Source organism: Pseudodesulfovibrio nedwellii (genome assembly GCF_027923765.1).
Classification (GTDB): Bacteria; Desulfobacterota; Desulfovibrionia; order Desulfovibrionales; family Desulfovibrionaceae; genus Pseudodesulfovibrio; species Pseudodesulfovibrio nedwellii.
Window position 1 is genome coordinate 771,626 of sequence record NZ_AP026709.1, and the last position, 23,033, is coordinate 794,658.

General features: G+C 46.2%; 19 protein-coding genes. 7 read left to right on the forward strand and 12 right to left on the reverse strand.

Annotated features, from left to right (window positions below; translation table 11 throughout):
- Window positions 1-48: 48 nt before the first annotated feature.
- Entirely contained in the window at window positions 49-1,281 is a 1,233-nt protein-coding gene (locus SYK_RS03785; RefSeq protein ID WP_281762276.1) for an NAD(P)-dependent oxidoreductase, read from the reverse strand.
- A gap of 339 nt (window positions 1,282-1,620) precedes the next feature.
- On the opposite strand from SYK_RS03785, the gene SYK_RS03790 reads away from it, so the two are divergent.
- Window positions 1,621-2,076 carry a peroxiredoxin family protein gene (locus SYK_RS03790; RefSeq protein WP_488663690.1) on the forward strand — a complete coding sequence of 152 codons (456 nt, stop codon included), beginning with the start codon at window positions 1,621-1,623 and terminating at the stop codon, window positions 2,074-2,076.
- Between the two features lie 50 nt (window positions 2,077-2,126).
- Here the strand turns inward: SYK_RS03790 and SYK_RS03795 are convergent, their stop codons facing one another.
- Window positions 2,127-2,606: a cytochrome P460 family protein gene (locus tag SYK_RS03795; RefSeq protein WP_281762277.1), complete on the reverse strand. Its 480-nt coding sequence runs from the start codon at window positions 2,604-2,606 to the stop codon at window positions 2,127-2,129.
- Window positions 2,607-2,635: 29 nt separating this feature from the next.
- The gene (locus tag SYK_RS03800) at window positions 2,636-3,400 is read right to left on the reverse strand and encodes a hypothetical protein (RefSeq protein ID WP_281762278.1); all 765 of its coding nucleotides are present in this window, start codon (window positions 3,398-3,400) and stop codon (window positions 2,636-2,638) included.
- Window positions 3,401-3,503: 103 nt separating this feature from the next.
- On the opposite strand from SYK_RS03800, the gene SYK_RS03805 reads away from it, so the two are divergent.
- Both SYK_RS03805 and SYK_RS03810 read left to right on the forward strand, forming a co-directional pair.
- The gene (locus tag SYK_RS03805) at window positions 3,504-3,824 is read left to right on the forward strand and encodes an MGMT family protein (RefSeq protein ID WP_281762279.1); all 321 of its coding nucleotides are present in this window, start codon (window positions 3,504-3,506) and stop codon (window positions 3,822-3,824) included.
- 64 nt (window positions 3,825-3,888) lie between these two features.
- Window positions 3,889-4,338 carry a DUF1499 domain-containing protein gene (locus SYK_RS03810; protein WP_281762280.1) on the forward strand — a complete coding sequence of 150 codons (450 nt, stop codon included), beginning with the start codon at window positions 3,889-3,891 and terminating at the stop codon, window positions 4,336-4,338.
- 70 nt (window positions 4,339-4,408) lie between these two features.
- Here the strand turns inward: SYK_RS03810 and SYK_RS03815 are convergent, their stop codons facing one another.
- Window positions 4,409-4,588 (reverse strand): ferredoxin, encoded by a 180-nt coding sequence (locus tag SYK_RS03815; protein ID WP_281762281.1) that lies wholly within the window; start codon window positions 4,586-4,588, stop codon window positions 4,409-4,411.
- Window positions 4,589-4,914: 326 nt separating this feature from the next.
- On the opposite strand from SYK_RS03815, the gene SYK_RS03820 reads away from it, so the two are divergent.
- Window positions 4,915-7,140, forward strand: a complete 2,226-nt coding sequence (locus SYK_RS03820) for a CHASE2 domain-containing protein (RefSeq protein WP_281762282.1) — start codon at window positions 4,915-4,917, stop codon at window positions 7,138-7,140.
- A gap of 49 nt (window positions 7,141-7,189) precedes the next feature.
- Here the strand turns inward: SYK_RS03820 and SYK_RS03825 are convergent, their stop codons facing one another.
- Window positions 7,190-8,452, reverse strand: a complete 1,263-nt coding sequence (locus SYK_RS03825) for an NAD(P)/FAD-dependent oxidoreductase (protein ID WP_281762283.1) — start codon at window positions 8,450-8,452, stop codon at window positions 7,190-7,192.
- A 246-nt stretch (window positions 8,453-8,698) separates the two neighbouring features.
- Here SYK_RS03825 and SYK_RS03830 point away from each other — a divergent pair, with 246 nt between their 5' ends.
- From SYK_RS03830 to SYK_RS03840, 3 genes are all read left to right on the forward strand, one after another.
- Entirely contained in the window at window positions 8,699-10,117 is a 1,419-nt protein-coding gene (locus tag SYK_RS03830; protein WP_281762284.1) for a biotin carboxylase N-terminal domain-containing protein, read from the forward strand.
- A 4-nt stretch (window positions 10,118-10,121) separates the two neighbouring features.
- Window positions 10,122-12,368 (forward strand): carboxyl transferase domain-containing protein, encoded by a 2,247-nt coding sequence (locus tag SYK_RS03835; protein WP_281762285.1) that lies wholly within the window; start codon window positions 10,122-10,124, stop codon window positions 12,366-12,368.
- A 250-nt stretch (window positions 12,369-12,618) separates the two neighbouring features.
- A complete protein-coding gene (locus SYK_RS03840) occupies window positions 12,619-14,853 on the forward strand; it encodes a GGDEF domain-containing protein (protein WP_281762286.1) in 2,235 nt (744 codons plus the stop codon).
- Window positions 14,854-14,863: 10 nt separating this feature from the next.
- Here SYK_RS03840 and ettA read toward each other — a convergent pair whose 3' ends face one another.
- The 7 genes from ettA to SYK_RS03875 form a co-directional block, all read right to left on the reverse strand.
- Window positions 14,864-16,546 carry an energy-dependent translational throttle protein EttA gene (gene ettA / locus SYK_RS03845; RefSeq protein ID WP_281762287.1) on the reverse strand — a complete coding sequence of 561 codons (1,683 nt, stop codon included), beginning with the start codon at window positions 16,544-16,546 and terminating at the stop codon, window positions 14,864-14,866.
- Window positions 16,547-16,584: 38 nt separating this feature from the next.
- Complete coding sequence (locus tag SYK_RS03850; protein WP_281762288.1) at window positions 16,585-17,415, reverse strand: 2-oxoacid:ferredoxin oxidoreductase subunit beta; 831 nt, start codon at window positions 17,413-17,415, stop codon at window positions 16,585-16,587.
- Between the two features lie 4 nt (window positions 17,416-17,419).
- Window positions 17,420-19,117: a 2-oxoacid:acceptor oxidoreductase subunit alpha gene (locus SYK_RS03855; RefSeq protein WP_281762289.1), complete on the reverse strand. Its 1,698-nt coding sequence runs from the start codon at window positions 19,115-19,117 to the stop codon at window positions 17,420-17,422.
- A 71-nt stretch (window positions 19,118-19,188) separates the two neighbouring features.
- On the reverse strand, window positions 19,189-19,695 hold the full coding sequence (locus SYK_RS03860) for a ferritin (RefSeq protein WP_281762290.1): 507 nt from the start codon (window positions 19,693-19,695) through the stop codon (window positions 19,189-19,191).
- A 167-nt stretch (window positions 19,696-19,862) separates the two neighbouring features.
- The gene (gene recD2 / locus SYK_RS03865; protein WP_281762291.1) at window positions 19,863-22,070 is read right to left on the reverse strand and encodes an SF1B family DNA helicase RecD2; all 2,208 of its coding nucleotides are present in this window, start codon (window positions 22,068-22,070) and stop codon (window positions 19,863-19,865) included.
- A 15-nt stretch (window positions 22,071-22,085) separates the two neighbouring features.
- Window positions 22,086-22,691, reverse strand: coding sequence for a recombination mediator RecR (gene recR / locus SYK_RS03870; protein WP_281762292.1), 606 nt, complete (start codon window positions 22,689-22,691; stop codon window positions 22,086-22,088).
- An 8-nt stretch (window positions 22,692-22,699) separates the two neighbouring features.
- A complete protein-coding gene (locus SYK_RS03875; RefSeq protein ID WP_281762293.1) occupies window positions 22,700-23,011 on the reverse strand; it encodes a YbaB/EbfC family nucleoid-associated protein in 312 nt (103 codons plus the stop codon).
- Window positions 23,012-23,033: the final 22 nt, after the last annotated feature.

The following is a 23,033-nucleotide window of genomic DNA, read 5'->3' on the forward strand; positions in this document are numbered from 1 at the left end:
ACTTATTGTGATTTCAGGGAGTTGTTTTTTTGAGACAATAATTTTGAATTATTCTTTCAAAGTTGCGACATAATCCATAATGGCTTGTGCAGAACGTTTGGAAAGATTCACCGCTTCAGCCACAGTCTTGGCGCCTGTGACAACATCACCTGAAGCAAAAACCCCTTCTCGAGTGGTTCGACCATCTTCATTGGTTATGATGAGACCGGTTTTGCCGACCTCAATACCGGACAGATTATCTCTTGGAGTCTGACTGGCCGCAATGAAAACTGTATCGGCCTCAAGAAAATGTTCGCTACCGTCTTCAGTAACAAGGCGCATGGAACCATCCTGTTCCTCAAGATGAGTCCTGACGCAGCGAATACCATCATCGAGAATTTCAAGAGGTGCCGTGTAGAACTGAAATAAAACACCATCAAGTTTGGCGTATTCATATTCATACTTGGTGGCGGACATGTTCTCCTCACCACGACGATATAGAACTGTTACCTCTTCCGCGCCCTTGCGTCGGGCCGTTCTGGCGACATCCATAGCCACATTTCCCGCACCGATAACAAATACTCGCTTGCCTAGAGAATATACATTGGGATTTTTGAGATAATTAATCGCGTAGTGGACCGTTCCCAAGGTTTCACCTTTGATACGTAACGGTTTAGGACTCCAGACGCCTGTACCGATGAAGATTGCTTTGTATCCATCGCGCAAAAGGTCTTCAAGTGTAATAATCGGACCGATGACCATATTGGGACGTATTTTAACACCCAGTCGTTCCAACATCTTCTTGAGCTTGACCAAAAGGCTTTTAGGCAAACGAAAATCGGGAATACCATATTGAAGGACTCCACCGATCTTGTCTTCGGATTCAAAAATAGTCACATCAAAACCTTTGGAGGCAAGGATAAAGGCAACAGTAAGACCGGCAGGTCCGGACCCGACTATGGCAATTTTCTTCCCATTGTTCTCATGTTCAGGCTTTCTTTGCTGAATCTGCTCCAAATAATACCCGGATATATAATTCTCAATGTCACTGATTTGAATGGGAGAACTTTTCTTTCCAAGGATGCAATGTCCCTCACAAAAATTTTCATGCGGACAAATGAGAGAACAAACGACCGAAAGCGGATTATTGTTGAACAGAAGTTCGCCCGCTTCATAGGTTTTCCCGTCAAGCAGGAGTTTGATGACTTCATTAATAGGGGTACTGATCGGACACCCTTTGCTGCACAACGGCTTCTTGCATTGCAAGCAGCGACTCGCCTCTTCAATGATATGCTTTCCCATAAGACTCGAATACTTGTTTGGAAATGTTAACCCAATGGAAGACTCAAAGACATCATGATATCTTTATCGCCCTTACTTTTGACAATAAGCAGTGATTGATGAAGACATTTTGATGGCATTGTCAAGGGCATTTCAGACCTTGGAAATCTGTTTTTTTCAACAAGAGATGATCAACAAGATTATATACGTCCAGCGAGGATTGATTAAAATTCATCAAGAATATTGTCTATAATTGCAATAATCATGTATTTAAAGAAGAAACATAAAATTCTTGTATAAATAATTAACCACATACAATTCTTTTTTCATGAATAACGTACAAAAATAACGGGGTAAATCATGCGTGTCGTAATAAACTCACAAGCCCCTGACTTTACTTTGGAAGATATAAGAGGCCGTACGGTTTCACTATCCGACTATACTCAAAAAAAACATGTGCTCCTCATTTTTAACAGAAGTTTCTCGTGACCATTCTGCCGAAAGCACATGGCGCAGTTGCGTCAAGAATACGAACTACTTAAAACCTTAAACATTGAAGTATTCGTAATCGGACCAGAGAAACCACAATCGTTCATAAAATATTGGGAAAAAGAGAAACTGCTATTTGTAGGACTTCCCGACCCAAAACACTCCGTGCTGAATCTTTATGATCAAGAAGTAAGCCTTTTAAAATTAGGCAGAATGCCTGCACAAATGTTGATAGATACACACGGAATTTTAAAATTCGTTTATTATGGTCATTCCATGGCGGACATACCAAATATCAAACAAATCAAAAGCGTGTTGTCAGCCTAATAAAAAAGCCCGGTTTCATAACCGGGCTTTTTTATTACTCAATGAAATTGCTACTTAAATTCATGTACCAAAATAAAATCGTTGGCAGCACGCGTCCCATGGCAACCAATACAACCAGCAGGTTTTCCGGCCTTATCCGCCGTGCCATCTGGCGAATATTTCACCCAGAACCAATCTCCATCGCTCGGATTGTACCCACTCACCTTATACATAACTGTAATCGCCATAAGCTTTTCATCCGAGCTGTAATTCTCTTTAACCTCAATTGTACCACACGCCACCGGCGGCATTTTCGAATTCAACCCTGCCGAATTCACATAAACCTTATGTTTTGGACCATGCGGAGCACGCCCTGGTTGCATTCCTTCATGATCCGGCCAGAAACCCCATTCAGTATATGGATCAACATTGGTTATATAATTCCACAACTCTTTTGCATCGGGACCAGGTTTCCCTTCCGCCAGAGCAGAACCAGCGAGGAAGGTGAAAACAAACGCCATACAGAGAGCAATCAAACAAGACTTTTTCATGAACGACTCCTTGGTTTCGCAATTATGGGCTAAAACAATCCTCTCACAAGATTAAAACCGGTATAAAGCTGCATGAAAGCCAATAAAACCAACACAAGATTGTTTACCCCATGGAATATGGGCAGAATCTTTCTCGGGGCTTTTTTAAATTTCATATACAAACCAGAGCCTTCACCGAAAAGAATCAATGGCAACATAATCATTGCGATTGTTCGATGGTCACCGGTCATACCTGTCGCGCCATAGATGAGTTTAGCCATGATGCCACCGGCAATCATACCGAAAAACCATGTACTCATGACAATTATTCCATAGCGTACATGCCCTTTCCAATTAAACTGAACCTTATGCTTAAAAAGAGATATTCTGACACGATTGATCCCCTGCCATGCCACCCAAAAAGACAGGAAAAGCGCAAGCGTCATGAAAATAGGATGTCCAAGGGACACAAAAATCGGCATCTTTTGCGATGAAAAAACAACCGTGTCAGCTTTTTGAGTAGAGACACAGTTCAAAATTTGAGTAACAGTCTGAATCTGCCCACTCAACAATATGGAGAATGCCGCGATTTCATCATCTGAAACTTTTGCACCATTGGAAGCCATACGTTTAACCGTCGGCCCCCAAAAATTCTCTCCCTTACCAAGATTGACGCAAATACGATCAGCCGTATGACATACAACGCATCGCTCCTGAAGTGTGGACGGTTCAATCTGTAAAGCGAAAGCATTCGCAACCGGAAAGGAAAACATAACCATTACCAAAACGATGAGAATACGATAAGAAATTTTCATACTTATCGGTATCTGATAATCATCACTACAAGTCAACATGTCTCCCATATTAATAATACGAGAGAGACTTGCTCTCTGCACATAACCATCATATTAATATGAAATGTCATCTTCACCATTCACATTGAAAGTCGTAGAGATTATCCGTTCAATTCCTTTCGGAAAAGTTATTACATATGGAGGTATTGCAACAATGGCGGGCAATCGACGAGCAGCTCGGCAAATTGCTCGCATTCTCCATTCATGTTCTCGAAAAGAAAAACTTCCCTGGCACAGAGTTATTAACAGGGAAGGCCGTATATCCCTTGCCCGTCAACAAGGTTATGATGATCAAAAAGAATTACTTATCAATGAAGGTATCATCTTCGACCCATCGGACAAAATAAATCTGGACCATTTTCTATGGCATGGACATAAAGTCTGATCGACTTGCCTTTTATTACTGAAATTAGTTGCATTTCAAGCCTCTTTTGCAATAGATTGCTCCCATGAAACAGATACATATTCGCTCCATTTTTTGTGTTTTGGTTTTAATCTCATTGAGTGCTTGCGCTAGTAAAGCCCCTGAAATGGGCATGCACGAGGGCGTATTCGCCACCTGTGGTGAATCCGACGACTGCGTCTCTTCCCAAGCAAACGACGCCAAACACAAAATTGCCCCTATCAAAGCCAATGGAGATCCTGAAATCGTCATGGTTGATCTTGGCAATGCCATCGATTCTATCTTCGGCGGCAAGGTGTTGTTGGTTCAAGACAACTACCTTCGTGCCGAATTCAAGAGTACTGTCATGCGCACCATGGACGACGCTGAGTTTTTTTATGATCAGCATGCAGGAGTCATCCACGTCCACGCCATCTCTCGTGGAGACTTCTTTGATTTCGACGGCAATCGGGACCGTATTGAGGAATTACGACAAACTTTTGAAGAATCACAATAAATGAAAAAATGAGACAATAAAAAAAAGACCGCACAGAATGCGGTCTTTTTTTTATCACAGATGTGATTTTTTACTTGGAGATAGCTTCATTGGGGCATGTTTCAATAGCTTCATCCACACAATCAGCAGTGGAATCTTCTTTGATCACAATAGCCTTTTCACCGTCTTCATCCATTTCAAAAACTTCAGGACAAATTTCGACACAAGATTCACAGCCGATGCATTCATCAGGATCAATAACAATACTCATACTACAACCTCCTATAATGGTTGAAACAAATCAACCTATGATTTTCAATTGCTGTAATATAGCCTGTCAGTCAATTTGGTGGCAACACTTTTCATGAAAAAATATTAAGTATGCCGAACCAGCTATTGTATCGACAACTCACAGACAACACACGTTGTTGAACGCATGGTAGACATACTTATTTCAATCATATTAGACAGTTAATATATTTTTTCTCAGCATATATAAAAATTCTCGGAAAAAAAGTAATTCAATGATAAATTGTCATGAAATAATAGTTCATTACCAAACTTATTATCATGAAATAAACTTTTCTCGGGGACCCCATGCCATCATTTCTTAAAAATGCATTTAAAAAAGACCAGCTCATTCTCCTCGGTGCAGGCATGAGCATAACCGTTGTCATGGTCTTTCTCTTTTTAAGCCAGCCACAGTTCCTCTATTTGCTTGAATTAAAGGTATATGACCATTATATTAAAGAATATCACGGACCTGTTTCTACCAATATCCCTGTTATCATCGACCTTGATGAAAAAAGTTTGGCTGAAAAGGGCCAATGGCCCTGGCCAAGATATCGTGTAGCTATGCTTATGAAATATCTTCAGGCATACGGTGCAGTAGCCATTGCTTCAGATATAATCTTCGTTGAACCGGACCGTACGTCTCCCATAAATATCAGAAAAGATGTAAAAAGAGATTTAGATCTTAATATAGGCTTCAAAGGACTACCCGCCGATTTCGACGACTATGATGCATTATTGGCAGCCAATCTCAAAACCGGTCCCTTCATTCTCGGCATTGATTTTATAGCAGGGGGAAAAAAACAAACAGAAAGGTCTCCAGAGAGACAAGAATGTTCAGTCAAACCTGCCAAGGTCGCAATTCTTGCCCCTCCCGGCTCCATGTCACCACTTGACGCACTTCCCAAAGCAAAGGACATGATCTGCCCCATTCCTATTCTGGCAAAAGCTGCCGCTCGATGCGGATTCATCACCATTTCTCCTGATGCGGATTCCGTTTACAGACGAGTACCACTCCTCTTCAGTTGCAAAGGGAAACTCTATCCGAGTTTGGCGCTGGCGTCGCTCATGCAAGCGACTGGCATAGACAGCATGATTTTGAAAATGTCCTCATTGGGCGTGGAATCCATCAAACTTAAAGGAATGGTCATCCCCACAGACTACCATGGACGAATGCTGATTAACTATCGCGGTACAATGAAAACATTTGAATACATAAGTGCCGCTGACGTGCTCGACAGAAAACTTCCTAACGGAGCCCTCCAGGGTCGAATTGCGCTAATAGGCACTTCAGCTTCAGGACTGAAAGATTTACGCCCTACTCCACTTGATCCCGGTGCACCCGGGGTGGAAACACATGCAACTATCATCGATAATATTTTGTCAAAACAATTCATTTCCATCCCGGATTGGACAAAAGGGGTTGAATTTTCCGGTATGATTCTCGCTGGGCTTGTCACCACATTCCTCCTCATGTGGGCCCGCGCCTCCTGGATTGTACTGCCGTTAATAGGCCTAAGCTATGCCATGTGGTATGGATCTATTATCCTTTACAAAGAACAAAGCTATTTCATATCTCCTATGTATTCTTACCTTACCTTGGCTGTAACATTTGCTTCTTTGACCATTCTTAAATTCTGGCGAGAAGAACATGCCAAGAAATTCATCCACGGCGCGTTCGCCCACTATCTAGCGCCATCCGTTATTTCTCAAATCATGGATGATCCGGACGCCTTGTCTCTGGAAGGTCAGGAAAAAGATATGACCATTCAATTTTCAGACGTTCGTAATTTCACATCACTTTCGGAAAAGCTTTCTCCGACACAAGTGACAGATCTTTTACACGACTACCTGACACCCATGACTCGAATCATCACAGAAAATGAGGGAACACTGGACAAGTTCATCGGCGACGCTGTTATGGCATTTTGGAACGCACCGCTGGATGTGAAAAATCATCAGGATAAAGCATTAATTGCCGCACTGAATCAACTGGATCGATTGGACAAACTGAATGAAGAATTCATTGAAAAATATGGATTTACCATCGCTGTGGGCATTGGTATTCACTCCGGCCCTGTACGCGTCGGAAACATGGGGTCCGCAGATTTGTTCGATTACACACTCATCGGTGACAATGTAAATCTGGCTTCACGACTTGAAGGTCTCACCAAATATTACGGCCAAAAACTCGTGGTTAGTCAAACTGTAATCAACGCCTGTAGAGAAGGATATTACTGTCGCATACTCGATAAGGTTCGGGTCAAAGGCAAAAAAGAACCCGTCACTATTTATACGATATACAGGCAAAAAGAAGCTCAAGAGCGTAAGGAAGAACTTGCTCTTTATGAAAAAGCCCATGAGGCTTATACGGATATGGATTTTGAAAAAGCAAAAGACATGTTTCTGAAACTCAAGGAAACGGACAAAGAACCATTACTATATGATCTTTACATTAACCGATGTAACCATTTGATTGAGACACCACCAGATTCAAATTGGGACGTTGTATTCAATCACAAGACCAAATAGAAAAGGGCCGCATAAAGCGGCCCTTTTCTTATTTATATCATTTTTAAATTTAGGGATTGTTCATCATGGCTTCAATAAAACTATCGGGCCACAAAGCAGGAGACGGATCACCTTCCATGAGTCTCTCTTTGCCGGTTTCATCCAACTCAAAACCATTTTTAATGAAACTGGTATAAAAACCGGCAGCATCAATATCACCAATTAAAATACAACCAGCCAGCACATTACCTTTAAAAATAAGCTTCCGGTAAATGGAATCTTTCCGATCCAAATGAATAGTTGTCTCAAACCCATCTTCGTCAGCGAGGTTCGTCTCTCCAACGGAAATAGTTGGCAAACCATAATATGTGATGGAGTTCATTGACATGCCTCCAGTGTATGGAGAATTCGTCCCGGCCATGTTCAAACCGGCATATCGCCCCTGCGTGTATGCGTTGGGCCAAATGGGACGTACTGTATATTCACCGGTCAGCAAATCTTTTGCCTCGGCCACATCACCTGCAGCGAACACGTCAGGATCACTGGTCGCGAGATAATCATTCACCCGAATACCCTGATTTGTAGTCAATCCAGCCTGTGCAGCCAGTCCCATATTCGGACGAACACCGGCAGCCACAATAACCACATCGGCGTCAACAAGACCTTTGTCTGTTTCCACACCCTTGATGGTACCATCACTGTAGCGAACAATTCCCTTGGTGTCTGTACCCTGCATAAATCTGATGCCATTCTTTTCAAGATGATCGACGATCAACTCCCCGGCAGTCTCATCAAAATAGGTACGCATGATGCGGGAACGGACAACAATAGTTACTTCAACACCCTTCTCGGCAAAACCTTCGGCCGCTTTCAAGGCGATCAGACCAGCGCCAATGACAACTACTTTCTTGACCTTGTCCACCAACTCCTTGAGTGTTTCCGCGTGTGCTACGGTTGTAAAATTGTGCACACCTGGTCCATCAATTCCGGGCAAATTCAGCTTGACCGGGGTTCCACCGGTTGCAATCAGTAGCTTGCCATAAGGAACGGTGTCACCACTGTCCAAAGTCAAGACTTTTCCCTTGGTATCAATGGACAGAACCCTTGACCCAAGTCGCATTTCAATCCCGTTATTTTTATAAAATTCTTCTGGACGGAATGGCAGTGTTTCGAATTTGATCTTATCTGAAAGGTAATAGGAAATCAGCGGACGTCCATATGTCGGCACAGCTTCATCACTAATTACGATGATGGCCCCTGTAGTATCATGTTGACGAATACCTTCAATGGCACCGATGGCGGAAACGCCGTTTCCTACAATAACGTAATTCATGCTTGACTCCTCTGCGCCCAGAATTCATAACATTAACAATTATGACAATAAAACGCCTCTTTTGGGGGTTGATCAGACTTTCTACACATTTTTTAGTAAAAAATCCACTTCAACAATTAAAACAACTGTTTCATAATAACATCTTGTAATAATACATTTAAAATGAAAGTGAAAAATTTGCCAGAACCGTAAAGAACCGTTAACTAAAGCACCTCCCATTTACTCTAAACAAGAGATAAGCAAACCGTGAGCATTCAGGGAAATAAAGTACTCATTGCCAACAGGGGCGAAATAGCTGTTCGAATCATGGAAGCATGTTCCGAACTAGGCGTTCCGTTTGTCGCCCTATATACGGAAGAAGACTCCCAGTCCGGCCACATTGACGTCGCCAAAAGGCTGGGCGGTGAGAAATCACTTTACCGCATCCACAATTACTTGGATGCAGGAGACATTCTTTCCGTAGCCGACGAATCCGGCGCGACCGCCGTCCATCCAGGATACGGATTCTTTTCGGAAAACTACCGTTTTGCCAGACGCGTAGTGGAACGTGACCGCCCCATGACCTTCATTGGTCCCTCATGGGAAGTTATCCGCGACCTGGGCGACAAGATTAACACCAAACGACTGGCACGCACAATCGGCGTTCCCACTGTACCTGGTTCCGACCGGGCTATATATGATGAAATGGAAGCGGAAGCCATTGCTGAAAGCCTCTTTGAATTCCAAACGAAAATGGGCATTTCCCGTCCAGTTGTTCTGGTCAAGGCATCTGCTGGTGGCGGAGGTATGGGCATCGACGAAGTCGAAGACATGGCTCGTTTCAGACAAACCTACCGTCGAATTCGCAACTATTCACTCCGTACCTTCAATGATGAAGGTGTACTCATTGAGCAGCGCGTGTTCAACTTCAACCACCTTGAAGTACAGATCGCTTCAGATCGTACCGGCATCAATCCGGTTCACTTCGGGACCCGGAATTGCTCAGTTCAGAGCCCCGGGCTGCAAAAACGCATTGAAGTCGCCCCTGGATTCAGACCTGAAGACCTACAATATAGTTTTGATGCCCAAAAATTGATGGATGACATTACTGAATATTCTCTCTCCATCGCTCGTGAAATCAAATACGACAACGTCGGTACATGGGAATGGATCGTGACTCCCAACGGTGAACCGTTCCTCATGGAAGTGAATACTCGTATTCAAGTAGAAAATGGCGTTTCAGCTTGCATCTCTTCAACGCAGGGCAACAAGGACGTCAATCTCGTTCGTGAACAAATCCGAATCGGTCTTGGTGAAGACCTCGGTTATACGCAGGATGATGTCTCCTTTGACGGTGTCAGCATTGAATACCGCCTCATCGCCGAAGACACGACCCAAGGTTTTACTCCCTGGGTTGGTAAGATCGAAGAACTGAAATGGACCGATTGTGACTGGTTGAGCATGCACACGCATGTTCCACTTGATCGAACATACCAAATTCCAACCGAATATGACCCAAACCTGGCTCTGGCCATCATTTGGGGTAAGGATTTGGAAGAGGCAAAGAAACGCGGTCTAGAATTCCTGAACGACCTGAAACTCAACGGCGGGGACTCAAGCGGTGCTGGCATGAAGTCCAACATTCCCTTCCTCATTGAGAAAACAGAAAATTTGCTTGAATTCTAATACTATGAATATAGAAAAGAAATTAAAGGGACTTCTGGAACGGGTCAGCTATGCCCGCGATATCCTTGGTGGCGCCCCCCGACCCGAATTGGATGCCTTTACCACGGAAATCAGCGAGTTCTCCAAAAAAAACAGCGACCTGTCCGAAGAATTGAAAAACCGGGCACTGGATTCACTGGATGCTCGATTGATTGCCATGGAATCCGCCATCGACACGCAACTTACGGCCATGGATAAAGTGCGTATCGTTCGCCATCCTCAACGAGCCTGTCTCAAAGACATCCTTGAAAACGTCTATGACAACTACACCGAAATTGGTGGTCAGGACGAGCACTCCATTGATCCCGGCATGCTCATCGCCAGAGCGTACATCACTCGGCGTCGTGGCAAAAAAATCATCAATCAGCCGGTTATGGTCGTGGGGCAGGAAAAAGGCCACGGCGAGGAATTCCGCAACGGCGGATCAATCAAGCCCTGGGGCAACAGCAAGGCTTTAAAGTACATGAAGGTTGCTGCACGGGAACAAATTCCCATCCACGCCTATGTGAACACACCCGGCTCCTACCCTGTTGAGGATTTCCCCGGTGCCGCCCAGCAAATTGCTGAGAATATTTATGAGATGGCCGGACTTCCTGTCCCCATTATCGCCATCTTCTCCGAAGGCGGTTCCGGTGGAGCTGAAGCCATCGGTATGGCAGACAAACGCCTGATGCTTTCTCATGGATATTACTCAGTCATTTCTCCCGAAGGGGCTGCAGCCATTGAAGGCCGCATCCGAGGCTCTCAACGAGCCCCGGTCGAGCTTATAGAATCTTGTGCTCTGGCACAACGCATCACGGCTCAGGACAACCTGAAAAACGGTTATATCGATGAAATAATTGAAGAACCACCGCTTGGTGTTCGCGCCGATCATTTCGACTTCTACAAGCAGGTCCGGGAACAAATAGTCCGTGCAACCGACGAAGTCTCTCTCGGAGTGCGTGGCGTCCGTTTGTTTCGAGCCATGGCTATGCGCCATTTCAAAAGACATACAGACATCATTGTTCGCTGGTCCCTTAATGAAACTGCACGTGAACGCCTGATCGCCAAGCGCTTCAAAAAATATCGCAAACTTGCTCAGCATGCTTACAAAGATAATCGATCCTTGATGGACAAGCTCACCGCGACCAGTTCCGGTATCGTGTCCAACACCTCAAGCCTTCTCATGTACGGATTGGTCAAACCCTTTCGCCAGCGTATCGGTCGCATCGTGGAAGAAGCGACTGACGAAATTCATGTCGTCACCGGCAAGGTCGATTCCATCGTAAAGACAGCACTCAAGAAAGTGGGCATTAAAGCTGAAGGCGATAAGCAAAAGGAAATGGAACTGACCGGCCTGTCCACGACACAAGCGACTGAACCGGCAGTGACCAGTGACAACGGCTACATCAGCCCTCAAGCAAATATAGACCGAGAAGTCACATGCCCGCATGCCTCGAAGCGTGGCTGCCTTGATATCTGGGCCAAAGATCTGTTTACAGACTTTGCCGGTGTCTGCCCTCACTGTGGTTACAACTTCCCGATGGAATACCAGTGGTATCTCCATAATCTCTTTGACAAAGGCTCCCTACGTGAATTCAATCGCGACATAGCAGCAGGCAACCCTACAAAGTTCCCTAACTTCGAGGCACGCTTGGACGCAGCTAAAGAAAAGACTGGCCTGCAATCAAGCTGCATGACCTTCAATGCCAGCCTTGAAGGGATTAACGTCACTTGTGCCACACTGATCGCCAACTTCCGAGGTGGTTCCGTCGGAGCCGCCGAGGGTGAGAAATTCATTCGCGCTCTGGAACTGGCACAGACAAAACATCAGCCGTTCCTCGCCTATGTGCACGGCACCGCTGGTATCCGCATTCAGGAAGGCGTTAATGGCCTTATTCAGATGCCCCGCTGTACCATGGCAGTACGCAAATATATCGAAGAAGGAGGCCTATACATCGTACTGTACGATACCAATTCGTATGCCGGTCCAGTGGCATCCTTCCTTGGATGTTCTCCGTACCAGTACGCAGTCCGTTCTTCCCGTTTGGGCTTTGCAGGCCCCGGCGTAATCAAGGAAACCACAGGCATCGAAATACCGCCCGACTATCACAACTGCTACAAAGGCCTTTCCCGAGGTCATATTCAAGGCGTGTGGAGCCGTAAAGACATTCGTAAAAACTTGCATCAGGCCTTCCTGACAATTGGTGGACGCAACCTCTATTACAGGTAACTTTCACCCACATATGTTCTGCATAAGGCAGTCTCCTCGGAGGCTGCCTTTTTTATTTCAAATCTAAAATATAACAACACTGTAACGTGGAGGTAACACCCATTTTGCCGGAGGGTGTATTTAAAACACTGGCCGTACTCGTTTACTAGTTATAATTCCTGCATATTTATCTACACAGGCTCAACATGCGAGAAACGCCATGCTTCCAGAAAAGATCAAAGCCTTATTTACAGATAAAACAGAGGATGCAATGCACCAGGAACTCCCTGAGTATGTACTGACAGATTTTAACTTAGACACAATTCATACTCAAACGCTGGTTCTCATTACAATCAGAGAGTATTTTACACTCCGAGAAATGTACGGCCAAGGTTTTGTCGATCGTTTGGAAAAAGAACTCAGGACATCCCTGTATCAAACAGCAAAAAACAACAAAACTACCACGATCCAGACTCATAAAGTTGGTCCTGGTGTTACCGCCTTCCTCGTCCTGCAAGACAGCAATCCTGCCGATATTGCTTACGGATACAAAGTTCAGGCTCGTATTGCTCTTGAAGGTATAATGCTCCGTCATACGGGCATTGGCATTGATCTTGGAATGGGATTCGCCTCGGTACCATGTCACCAAAAGGATAGTTGCACTACGATTATCGCACAAGCTCTCAAAGACGCTCGACGCATGGAAAGCCGACCGTTAGACATGAATGCTCTCTCCATCAGCTCTCGTTTCAATACGATTCTCACGCAAAAATTGATATCAGCTCATTATCAACCGATTTATGATTTTCGCACCAGCACGACCTTGGGCTGGGAAGCTCTTGCTCGTGGACCAGAAGGATCTTCGTTCCGTTCCCCCTTTATGCTTTTTGAAACGGCTGAAGAACTTGGTCGCCTTTTTGCCTTGGAAAAACTCTGTCGAGAAGCCGCTGTCAAAAATATAGGTACATTGTCAGATAATCAAAAACTTTTCTTAAACATCCACCCGAAGACCATGGCCGACCCTCTTTTCTCTCCCGGTCATACGCTCGAACTTTTAGAAAAGGCCAACCTGACCGCGGATAATATCGTTTTCGAGATTACCGAACGCCATAGCGTTCAAGACTTTGATCTTTTTTACCGAGCATTGGACCATTACCGCAATCAGGGCTTTCAAATCGCCGTGGACGATGCCGGAGCAGGTTATGCAGGATTATCACTCATTGCTGAACTTCAGCCGGATTACATCAAACTTGATAAATCACTCATCGACGACATCCATAAAGATCCGGTAAAACGCGCACTGGTAGAAACCACTGTCACTTTTGCCGACAAGATCGGTTCTCGTATTATTGCTGAGGGGATTGAATACAAAGCACAGGCAATTTGTCTCAAAGATATTGGTATTCACTGCGGCCAAGGGTACTTTCTTGCAAAACCCACGTATCCCAAACCACAGGTCAGCGACGAATGCAAAAACCTAAAAGCCGTCCGTGACATTTCATCCAACATCACTTGTTCTCGACCAATCGGTGATTTGGCACAGGCCCCGCATGCCGAGAAGCTGGACTGCAAAGTTTCACAGGTGGATGAATTTTTCAGAAAAAACAATCAGTTCAGCAATATCGTCGTGGTTGAAGATGACATCCCCAAAGGTATTCTCATGGAATATCACCTTAACCGTCAGCTTTCATCCCAGTATGGAATTGCCCTGTACCACAAACGGTCCATTGTTTCGATTATGGACGACAAACCACTTGTGGTTGATATGGAGACCCCCGTTGAGCAAGCCGCACGCTCTGCAATGCAACGAGAACACTTCAAGACCTACGATGATCTTATCGTCACCAAAAAAGGAAGACTCTACGGAGTCGTCACGGTTCAGGCTCTCCTAAACGCACTGGCTGAGATACAGGTTGAAATGGCCAAGGGGACCAACCCTCTAACCGGCCTGCCAGGAAATGTCGCAATTGAACAGGAAGTAGAACGACGTATTAAGCAAAATGAAAGCTTCAGCATCATATACGGCGATCTTGATCATTTCAAAGTGTACAATGACACCTACGGATTCAAGAACGGTGACAGAATCATCAAGTTGGCGGCGGACATCATGTCATGGGCCATGCAAAAACACGCCCCACAGGATGCCCAACTCTGTCACATAGGCGGCGATGACTTTGTACTCATCACTACACCGGAATCTGTCAGTAGAATATGCACATCCATTACCCGCTGTTTCGCACGGTTGGTTAACCAATGCTATTGCGCAGAAGATCGGGCACGAGGCTGGATCAAAGCCAAAGGAAGAGATGGTAAAGAACGGGAATACCCATTGGTTACCATCTCTCTCGGTGTCATTGAAGTTTTTGGCAAATGCTCGCTCATGGAGATTGGGGAACGGGCCGCGCACATAAAAAAATACGCGAAGACCATTCCCGGAAACTCCGTGGCCATTGATCGACGCTCCGCTATCGGAAACGAGTCAACAGTTCTTATCGAGCAGGAATAAGAGCTTAGTCTTACCGTGTCAGTTTACGAAACTTAAGACGATGAGGTTGGCTGGCATCCGCGCCGAGACGCTTTTTCCTGTCAGCGTCATAGTCGCTGTAGTTCCCTTCCACCATGACCACTTTGGAATCCCCCTCAAAGGCAAGAATATGCGTGGCTACACGGTCCATGAACCAACGATCATGGCTGATAACCAACACACAACCGGCGAAGTTCTCCAGACCATCTTCCAAAGCACGCATGGTATTTACGTCCAGATCATTGGTTGGTTCATCAAGAATCAGAACGTTCGCACCGGATTTCAACATCTGGGCCATATGGACTCTATTCCGCTCACCACCCGACAGGATATCAACAGATTTCTGCTGATCCTGACCAGCAAAATTGAAACGGGAGCAATAGGCTCGAGCATTCATTTCACGGTCTCCAAGTTTGATAAACTCGGCCCCACCGCTGATGATCTCGTATACGCTTTTACCCGGTGTCAAAGAGTTACGATTCTGGTCGGCATAAGCCAACTCAACTGTAGCTCCGATAGTCATAGTGCCTGAGTCAGGTTGCTCATCGCCTACAATCATCTTGCACAACGTGGATTTACCCGCGCCATTAGGACCGATAATACCGACAATGGCATTGGGAGGCAGTATGAAGTTCACATCTTCCATAAGCAACTTGTCGCCCATGGATTTGGAAACATTCTCAGCCACGATGACCTGTTTACCAAGATGCGGTCCCGGTGGAATGTAAATTTGCAGATCATCTGCCAGACGTTCACTTTCATGGCTGATCATGGATTCATACGCGTTAATACGCGCCTTGGACTTGGCCCGACGTCCCTTTGGAGACATGCGAATCCATTCCAATTCTCGTTGTAAAGTCTTTTGACGATCCTCTTCCTGCTTGCCTTCCTGAGAAAGTCGATTCTGTTTCTGATCCAGCCAAGAAGAATAGTTGCCCTTCCAAGGAATACCACGACCACGATCAAGTTCCAAAATCCAACCAGCCACATTGTCGAGAAAATACCTATCATGAGTTACGGCAATGACGGTGCCTGGGAAGCTGGACAGAAATTGTTCCAACCAGGCAACTGAATCTGCATCAAGATGGTTGGTAGGTTCGTCCAACAGCAAAATATCCGGCGACTGAAGCAACAGACGACACAAGGCCACACGACGTTTTTCACCACCAGAAATCACGGATACAGATGTGTCGCCCGGAGGGCACCGCAAGGAATCCATGGCCATTTCGAGCTTGGAATCAATATCCCACGCGCCCTTGGCATCCATGAGTTCCTGCACTTTGCCCTGCTTCTCGATGAGAGCATCCATCTCGTCGGCTTCCATGGGTTCTGCAAACTTTTCGTTGATCTCGTTATATTCACGGATAATATCCATGATTTCGCCAACACCTTCTTCAACCACTTCACGAACTGTGCGCTCTTCGTGCTGAAGCGGTTCCTGTTCAAGATAGCCAACAGTAAATCCGTCCTTGACCTGTACTTCACCTTCAAAAGCGGTGTCCACACCGGCCAAAATCTTCAGCAAGGAAGACTTACCAGAACCGTTCAAACCAAGCACGCCGATCTTGGCGCCATAGAAATAGGAAAGAGAAACATTTTTCAATACTTCCCTTTGCCCGTGACGCTTGGTCACTTGGTACATGGAATAAATTATCTTATCGGGTTCGTTGCTCATTGATACCTCGTTAAAAATGAAAATATGCGGAACGGTGATTAGGTATACGACTGTACCACCGCTTTCAAGTCGTTTTTGTCGTATTCATGGGCAGCAAGCCTGCCCTGAACGGAAAATACCGGCCGATCATTTCGATACAGCACTCCCAACGGGATACGCTCGCCAAATTCGTCGCTCTTTTCCATGGCCACTCCCCAATTGGCCGGATCATGGTCTTCCATGAAATACGTCCGCTCTTTATACCAAGCAAACGTATTGATCTTATTAAAAGAAACACATGGCTGCAAAATATCCACCAAAGAAAAGCCGGTATGATTGACGGCTTCGGTGATGACGGCAGCCAGATGATCCGGCTCACCAGAAAATGCTCGCGCTACAAAGCTTGCCTTCATGGACACGGCAGTACTGACTGGGTTGAAGGCTTCTGACTGCGCGCCGTTAGGTTGAGCCTTGGTTACATGACCACGCCCAGTTGTCGGACTGGCTTGTCCTTTAGTCAAACCGTAAATCTGATTATTATGCACCAGCATGGTTATATCCAGATTGCGCCGGATAGCCGCGAGGAAATGGTTACCCCCTTCACCGTAGGTACAACCATCGCCGGATACACAAATGACCTTCATATCGGGATTCGCCATCTTCATGCCCTGCGCCACTGGCAGAGATCGGCCATGTAGGCCGTTAAACATGTGGCAATTAAGATAATGCGGCATCTTGGCAGCCTGTCCAATACCAGAAGAAATCATCACCTCGTAAGGCGCAATGTCCATATCCGCTAATGCTTTTTTCAAACTCGAAAGGATGGAAAAATTACCGCATCCGGGACACCATGTCGTTTCGAATTGACCGTAATCTTCGATGGTAACCATATCTCTACTCCATGGTCTTGATGATGTTGTCCAAACCGGCAAGCACATATTCAGGAGTCATGGGCCGTCCGTCAAAACGAAGAATATACTCCCGAATCATAAATCCGGTTTCCTGAGCAAGAAGTTTGGCAAACTGACCGGTGGCATTGCCCTCCACGGTGACGACCATGCCAGATTCCTCCAGATAATCGATAAACGTGTCTTCCAAAAGCGGCCAAACCTGTTTAAAATGCAACACACCAATGTTCTTGCTAAAACCGGCTGTATCCATGGCGTCCAGGCACGCGCCGAGCGTGGAACCCCATGAAACAAGCAAAATGTCCGGCTTATCATCACCATAATAATCGGGTTCAATCACTTCATCCCAAAGGCCGTATTCCTTGTTCAACCGCTTGGTGTTTTGCATCATTCGGTTGAAGCCATCCTCGGTGATTTTCGTATTCTCATCGTGCTCATGAGAATCTGCCCGTACCAATGCCTTGGTTGAACCCGGCACCAATCGGGGGGACACACCATCTTCTGTCAACTGATAGCGCTTGTAGTCATCCACATCGGTATCAAGCATTGGGCGAGCTGTTTGTGGTAAATTATCAATGTCAAACGGCTCCAAAGAACGATAGGAATCTGCCAAATATTGATCGGATAAAATAAAAACCGGGGTTTGAAACTTCTCGGCCAGATCAAAGGCCCTGTGTGTCAGATAAAAACATTCTTCTGGGTCTGCCGGAGCAAATACGGCTCGTGGGAATTCACCGTGCCCTGCATAGAGGACCAGATTGAGATCACCTTGCTCGGTTCGAGTCGCCATGCCTGTCGCTGGTCCGGGTCGTTGAACCACGACACAAACCAATGGCATTTCAGAAACACCGGCCAAACTCACGCCTTCAACCATGAGCGCAAAACCGCCGCCCGATGTGGTAACGATGGCCCTTGCACCGGCAAAGGATGCACCGACAGCCATGTTCACGGCCGCGATCTCATCTTCAACCTGCTCATACACCAAACCAAGCGGCCCGCCTTTCTCGATGAGTGACATGGCAACCGTCGTAGCAGGTGTCATGGGGTAAAATGACAAAAAGTTACACCCTGCAGCCACGGCTCCGAGCGCGATGGCCTCATTACCGTTAACCATAATCTGTTTGCCATTTTCTTCAGGGGGCGCAAGACAAGGAAAATCATACTTTTGCGAGGCCACCCAAGCGTATGCCGCTTGCAACACCTCAATATTGGCCTGCACCACTTCATCGCCCTTCTTGGCAAATATCTCGGCCAAAAGTTGTTCCAAAATCTTCACATCATGACAGACAACCGCACCAAGAACACCAAGAGCTACTGTATTATAAAATAAAGATTTGGACGCCAATTCCTTAAAAGGAATACGTAAGGCGTTGAAACTCTCCGTGTCGATATCATCACCAGCGACCACTATTGCATCAGGATTAAGCCTTGCCTGATGCAACTCCAAAGTCTCGGCATTCAGGGCCACCAATATGTCTATGGCCTCAGTAGGACCGACAATAGGATCTGGACCAAGTCTGATGGCGAAGGTGTTATGACCGCCACGAACCCGTGACATGTATTTCTGATTGACCAACAAATGGTAGCCGGACCGCGTGACGCCCTTGGACAAAAGACGACCTATGGTGGCCAATCCCTGTCCTGCAGCGCCGCCGATGACGATATTGATGCTTGTGTCTGCCATAATTTCCTCGTGGCTGTGACCGAAAAAAACCGGAAGGAATAAGTTCCCTTCCGGCACGTTGCTCTTAAGTCTTACGCGTTTGCCGGAGGTGTAAAGACCCGAGTGGCCAGATCTCGATCCAGCATGAACAGCCCACCGCCGTCGCCGACCATTTTCATCTTGCCGACGATGTCGCCCACGGTGTCTTCTTCTTCCACCTGCTCGGCGATGAACCATTGTAGGAAGATGCCTACGGCATGATTTTTTTCTTCAACAGCCAGATTGGCCAAATCATTAATCCGAGCGGTAACACCCTGCTCGTGGCTCAAAGCTTCCTCAAAAGCAGCCAACGGAGATTCCCACGAATACTCAGGTGCTTCGATGGTGCCAAGTTTTGCATGCCCGCCAGCTTCGTTGATGTAATCAAAGAACTTCATGGCGTGGAACATTTCTTCCTGATACTGCGCGTACATCCATTTGGAAATACCGGACATTCCCACCTGAGAAAAATGGGAAGACATGGAAAGATAGATATGAGCGGAGTAAATTTCCCAATTCATCTGCGCATTGAGCGCATCTTCCATTTTTTCACTGAGCATAACTTACGTCTCCTTGGCTTTGTTATCGTCTTGACTCCGAGCGTATGATCATTCGTCGCTCGTCACGTACACAAGACACAATGATAATCATTGTGAATGAAAAAACCAGTGTATAATCCACTATTTTTTCAATTGTTTTGCAACTGAGAAAAACACCGAAACAGAGGCTAATACAATCTATTTTCTGAAAAAATAGATCGAATACGATAATCCAAATGAGTATGCCTCTTCCCTGCCGTAGCATTGTTCAATCCGATCTGGAAGGCTCGATCCGAGCCAATGAGCACAGCCAGTTCCCGAGCTCGTGTCAATCCAGTATACAGCAGGTTGCGTTGTAACAACATATAGTGCTGAGTCACGATAGGCATAACAACGGCGGGATATTCACTTCCCTGCGATTTATGCACACTCACAGCATACGCCAATCCAAGCTCATCCAATTCACTGGACTCGATGTGCACAAAATTGCCGTCGAACTCAATAAGCAATTCATGAGCATCTTCATCCACCTCAATAATCCATCCAAGGTCGCCATTAAAAACTTCCTTGTCATAATTATTTTTAAGCTGGATGACGCGATCCCCTTCACGATACGTTACATACTTTCGCTCAAGTTCCCGCTTTCCTCCGGGAGGGTTCAGACGTTTTTGCAAGGCAATATTCAATGCTTGCGTACCAACGTCTCCCTTGTGCATGGGAGTAAGCACCTGGATATCCCGAAGCGGGTCCAAACCGTACCGTTTGGGAATACGATCACACACGCTGTCGAGTATCAGCTTTTGCACCTTAAGTGTATTTTCCTGTGGTATCCAATAAAAATCTGCTTCCGGGGCCTGACTCGGATGCTGACGCGGAAATTGCCCATTGTTGATACGATGAGCGTTTACAACAATGAAACTTTCCTGCGCCTGCCTAAAAATATGGGTCAAAACAGCACACGGTATTTTGTGCGAATTAATCAAATCACCAAGAACATTTCCCGGCCCGACACTTGGCAACTGATTGACGTCACCGACAAGAATCAAACGGCAAGTATGCGGCAGTGCGCGCAGGATTGCCACAAACAACTGAGCGTCCACCATACTCGCTTCATCAACGACCAGTACGTCAGCCTTGAGTTTTTGATCTTCACAATAATGAAAACCGCCGTCCGGTTGATATTGTAAAAGTCGGTGTAACGTCTTGGATGGATGTCCCGTTGCCTCGGCCATACGCTTGGCTGCTCTTCCTGTAGGCGCGGCCTGTTTAACCTTGAGACCCAGTTCTTTCAAAGTCAGCATGATAGCCTTGGTAATAGTCGTCTTACCTGTACCGGGACCGCCAGTGATAATGAAAACCTTATTACTACATGCTTCAAACACGGCTTCCCGCTGTTCATCGGACAACGTAAAACCGAGCGTTTCCTCAACTCGTGGCAAAGTCTTGTCGATCTTTTTTCGGCTGACGGGCGTGGGATGACTAACGAGCTGATAGAGTCGCTGTGTGGATTCATTTTCATAATGATAGAAGTACATCAGATACACGGCTTCAGAAATGTTCTGCTCTGACAAATCCTCAATGCGTATCCGCTTTTTCTCTTCCAACGAATAAAGAGCCAACTCTAACTTCTCAATATCAGAGGTGTCGAGCATCCGGGCCACGTCTTCCAGCAACTTGGGCTTAGGCAAAAACAAATGCCCACTCCGCTCGCAACTGGTGAGTATGGTATAGGCGAGAGCCGCTTCTAACCGTTGCGCACAATCATGATCGAAACCGAGCTTCATGGCCATCTGGTCCGCTGTTCGGAATCCGATCCCTCGAATTTCATAGGCCAGATCATACGGATTTTCCCGCAGCTTACGCTCCGCCTGTGCACCATAAAGATGAAATATTTTCCCTGCAAATGTGGTGGGAACATTGTGTGTCTGTAAGAAAACCAGAAGGTTCTTGATCTCCCGCTGCTTCCCCCATGACTCAATAATATCAACGAGTTTTTTCTTTGATATACCGCGCACTTTAAGAAGTTTTTCCGGGTCGTCATCTAAAATATCCAGCACCTCAATGCCGAACTCTTCCACCAATCTTGTGGCGGTTTTTTCCCCCACACCCTTGATGGAAGATTGCAGGAAACGGATAACTCCGTTCTCTGTCGCCGGACGGGTCTGTTCAAATGTAGAGACCTCAAACTGACGACCAAATTTCGGATGCATAAGCCATTTGCCGTGTAAGTCCAAAGACGCACCAGCAGCCAGTTCACCCAAGGTACCGACGATAGTCGTCTGGCCGGGTTCATTCTTCACACTCACACGGGCAATCGTGTACCCGTTTTCTTTGTTATGATAGATGACTGTCTGCACTTCCGCGCCAGACAAGTAGGAAAGTTGATCGTCGCTCATGGACACTCTTTTCGGCTACACTTTTTGCCGGTGAACGAGAGACTGCTTAAGCGTCTCCTTGTCCATAAATTTGACTTCCGCGCCAATGGGTATGCCTTGCGCCAAACGGCTCACAGACACTTCAGGAAATTCGGACTCCACCAGATTTTTTACATAGGAAGCGGTTGCCTCAGCATCCAAGGTGGCACCAAGGGCCAGAATCAATTCGGATATTTCACCTGTAGACAACCGACGACGGAGTCGGTCCACTTCCAGATGCCCCGGTTCAACCCCGTCCAGCGGCGACAACAAGCCGCCGAGGACAAGATATTTCCCACGATAAATGCCCATCTCTTCCATGGCGAGAAGCGCATCCCATTCTGGCACGAGACACAGTTGAACTGATTCTCGAGATGGATCGGCACAGATGGAACAGGGGCTGGATTCCGCCAGACAGGCACAGTCGTCGCACAGACAAAGTCGTTCACGAAGATCGACAATAGACTGCCCTACTCCCCGCGCCTTTTCCCCTGGCATCTTGAGTAATGTCAAAGCAATACGTAAGGCCGACTTAGGCCCGATACCGGGCAGGCTGGAAAGCTGGTCGACCACATCCTTGAGTGGTCCAGGAAGATTCTGCAAATCAGCTCCTAAAACATGCCGGGGATATTCATACCGCCGGTAATGCCCTTCATTTCTTCTTCCATCATTTCCTTGGACTTCTTGATAGCCTCATTGACGGCGGTCATAACGAGATCCTGAAGCATTTCCACATCACCAGCTTCCATGACGGAATCTTCGATAAGTACTTCGACGACTTCCTGTGCACCAGAAACCTTAACCTTGACCATGCCTCCACCGCTGGATGCATCGACAATCTTCGCTTTCAGGCCTTCCTGAGTCTCAGACATCTTGCGCTGCATGATCTGAGCCTGACGAATCATTTCATTCATACCTTTCATTATATTCTCCTCAATATTATTC

Excerpts from the sequence above, each read along its gene's own strand:
- SYK_RS03800 (WP_281762278.1), bottom strand. The coding sequence starts at position 3,400 with ATGAAAATTTCTTATCGTATTCTCATCGTTTTGGTAATGGTTATGTTT.
- SYK_RS03850 (WP_281762288.1), bottom strand. The coding sequence starts at position 17,415 with ATGGTTACCATCGAAGATTACGGTCAATTCGAAACGACATGGTGTCCC.
- SYK_RS03825 (WP_281762283.1), bottom strand. The coding sequence starts at position 8,452 with ATGAATTACGTTATTGTAGGAAACGGCGTTTCCGCCATCGGTGCCATT.
- SYK_RS03805 (WP_281762279.1), top strand. The coding sequence starts at position 3,504 with ATGTCATCTTCACCATTCACATTGAAAGTCGTAGAGATTATCCGTTCA.
- SYK_RS03785 (WP_281762276.1), bottom strand. The coding sequence starts at position 1,281 with ATGGGAAAGCATATCATTGAAGAGGCGAGTCGCTGCTTGCAATGCAAG.
- recD2 (WP_281762291.1), bottom strand. The coding sequence starts at position 22,070 with ATGAGCGACGATCAACTTTCCTACTTGTCTGGCGCGGAAGTGCAGACA.
- SYK_RS03860 (WP_281762290.1), bottom strand. The coding sequence starts at position 19,695 with ATGCTCAGTGAAAAAATGGAAGATGCGCTCAATGCGCAGATGAATTGG.
- SYK_RS03840 (WP_281762286.1), top strand. The coding sequence starts at position 12,619 with ATGCACCAGGAACTCCCTGAGTATGTACTGACAGATTTTAACTTAGAC.
- SYK_RS03820 (WP_281762282.1), top strand. The coding sequence starts at position 4,915 with ATGCCATCATTTCTTAAAAATGCATTTAAAAAAGACCAGCTCATTCTC.
- SYK_RS03835 (WP_281762285.1), top strand. The coding sequence starts at position 10,122 with ATGAATATAGAAAAGAAATTAAAGGGACTTCTGGAACGGGTCAGCTAT.
- SYK_RS03815 (WP_281762281.1), bottom strand. The coding sequence starts at position 4,588 with ATGAGTATTGTTATTGATCCTGATGAATGCATCGGCTGTGAATCTTGT.
- SYK_RS03810 (WP_281762280.1), top strand. The coding sequence starts at position 3,889 with ATGAAACAGATACATATTCGCTCCATTTTTTGTGTTTTGGTTTTAATC.
- SYK_RS03795 (WP_281762277.1), bottom strand. The coding sequence starts at position 2,606 with ATGAAAAAGTCTTGTTTGATTGCTCTCTGTATGGCGTTTGTTTTCACC.
- SYK_RS03875 (WP_281762293.1), bottom strand. The coding sequence starts at position 23,011 with ATGAAAGGTATGAATGAAATGATTCGTCAGGCTCAGATCATGCAGCGC.
- SYK_RS03855 (WP_281762289.1), bottom strand. The coding sequence starts at position 19,117 with ATGGCAGACACAAGCATCAATATCGTCATCGGCGGCGCTGCAGGACAG.
- ettA (WP_281762287.1), bottom strand. The coding sequence starts at position 16,546 with ATGAGCAACGAACCCGATAAGATAATTTATTCCATGTACCAAGTGACC.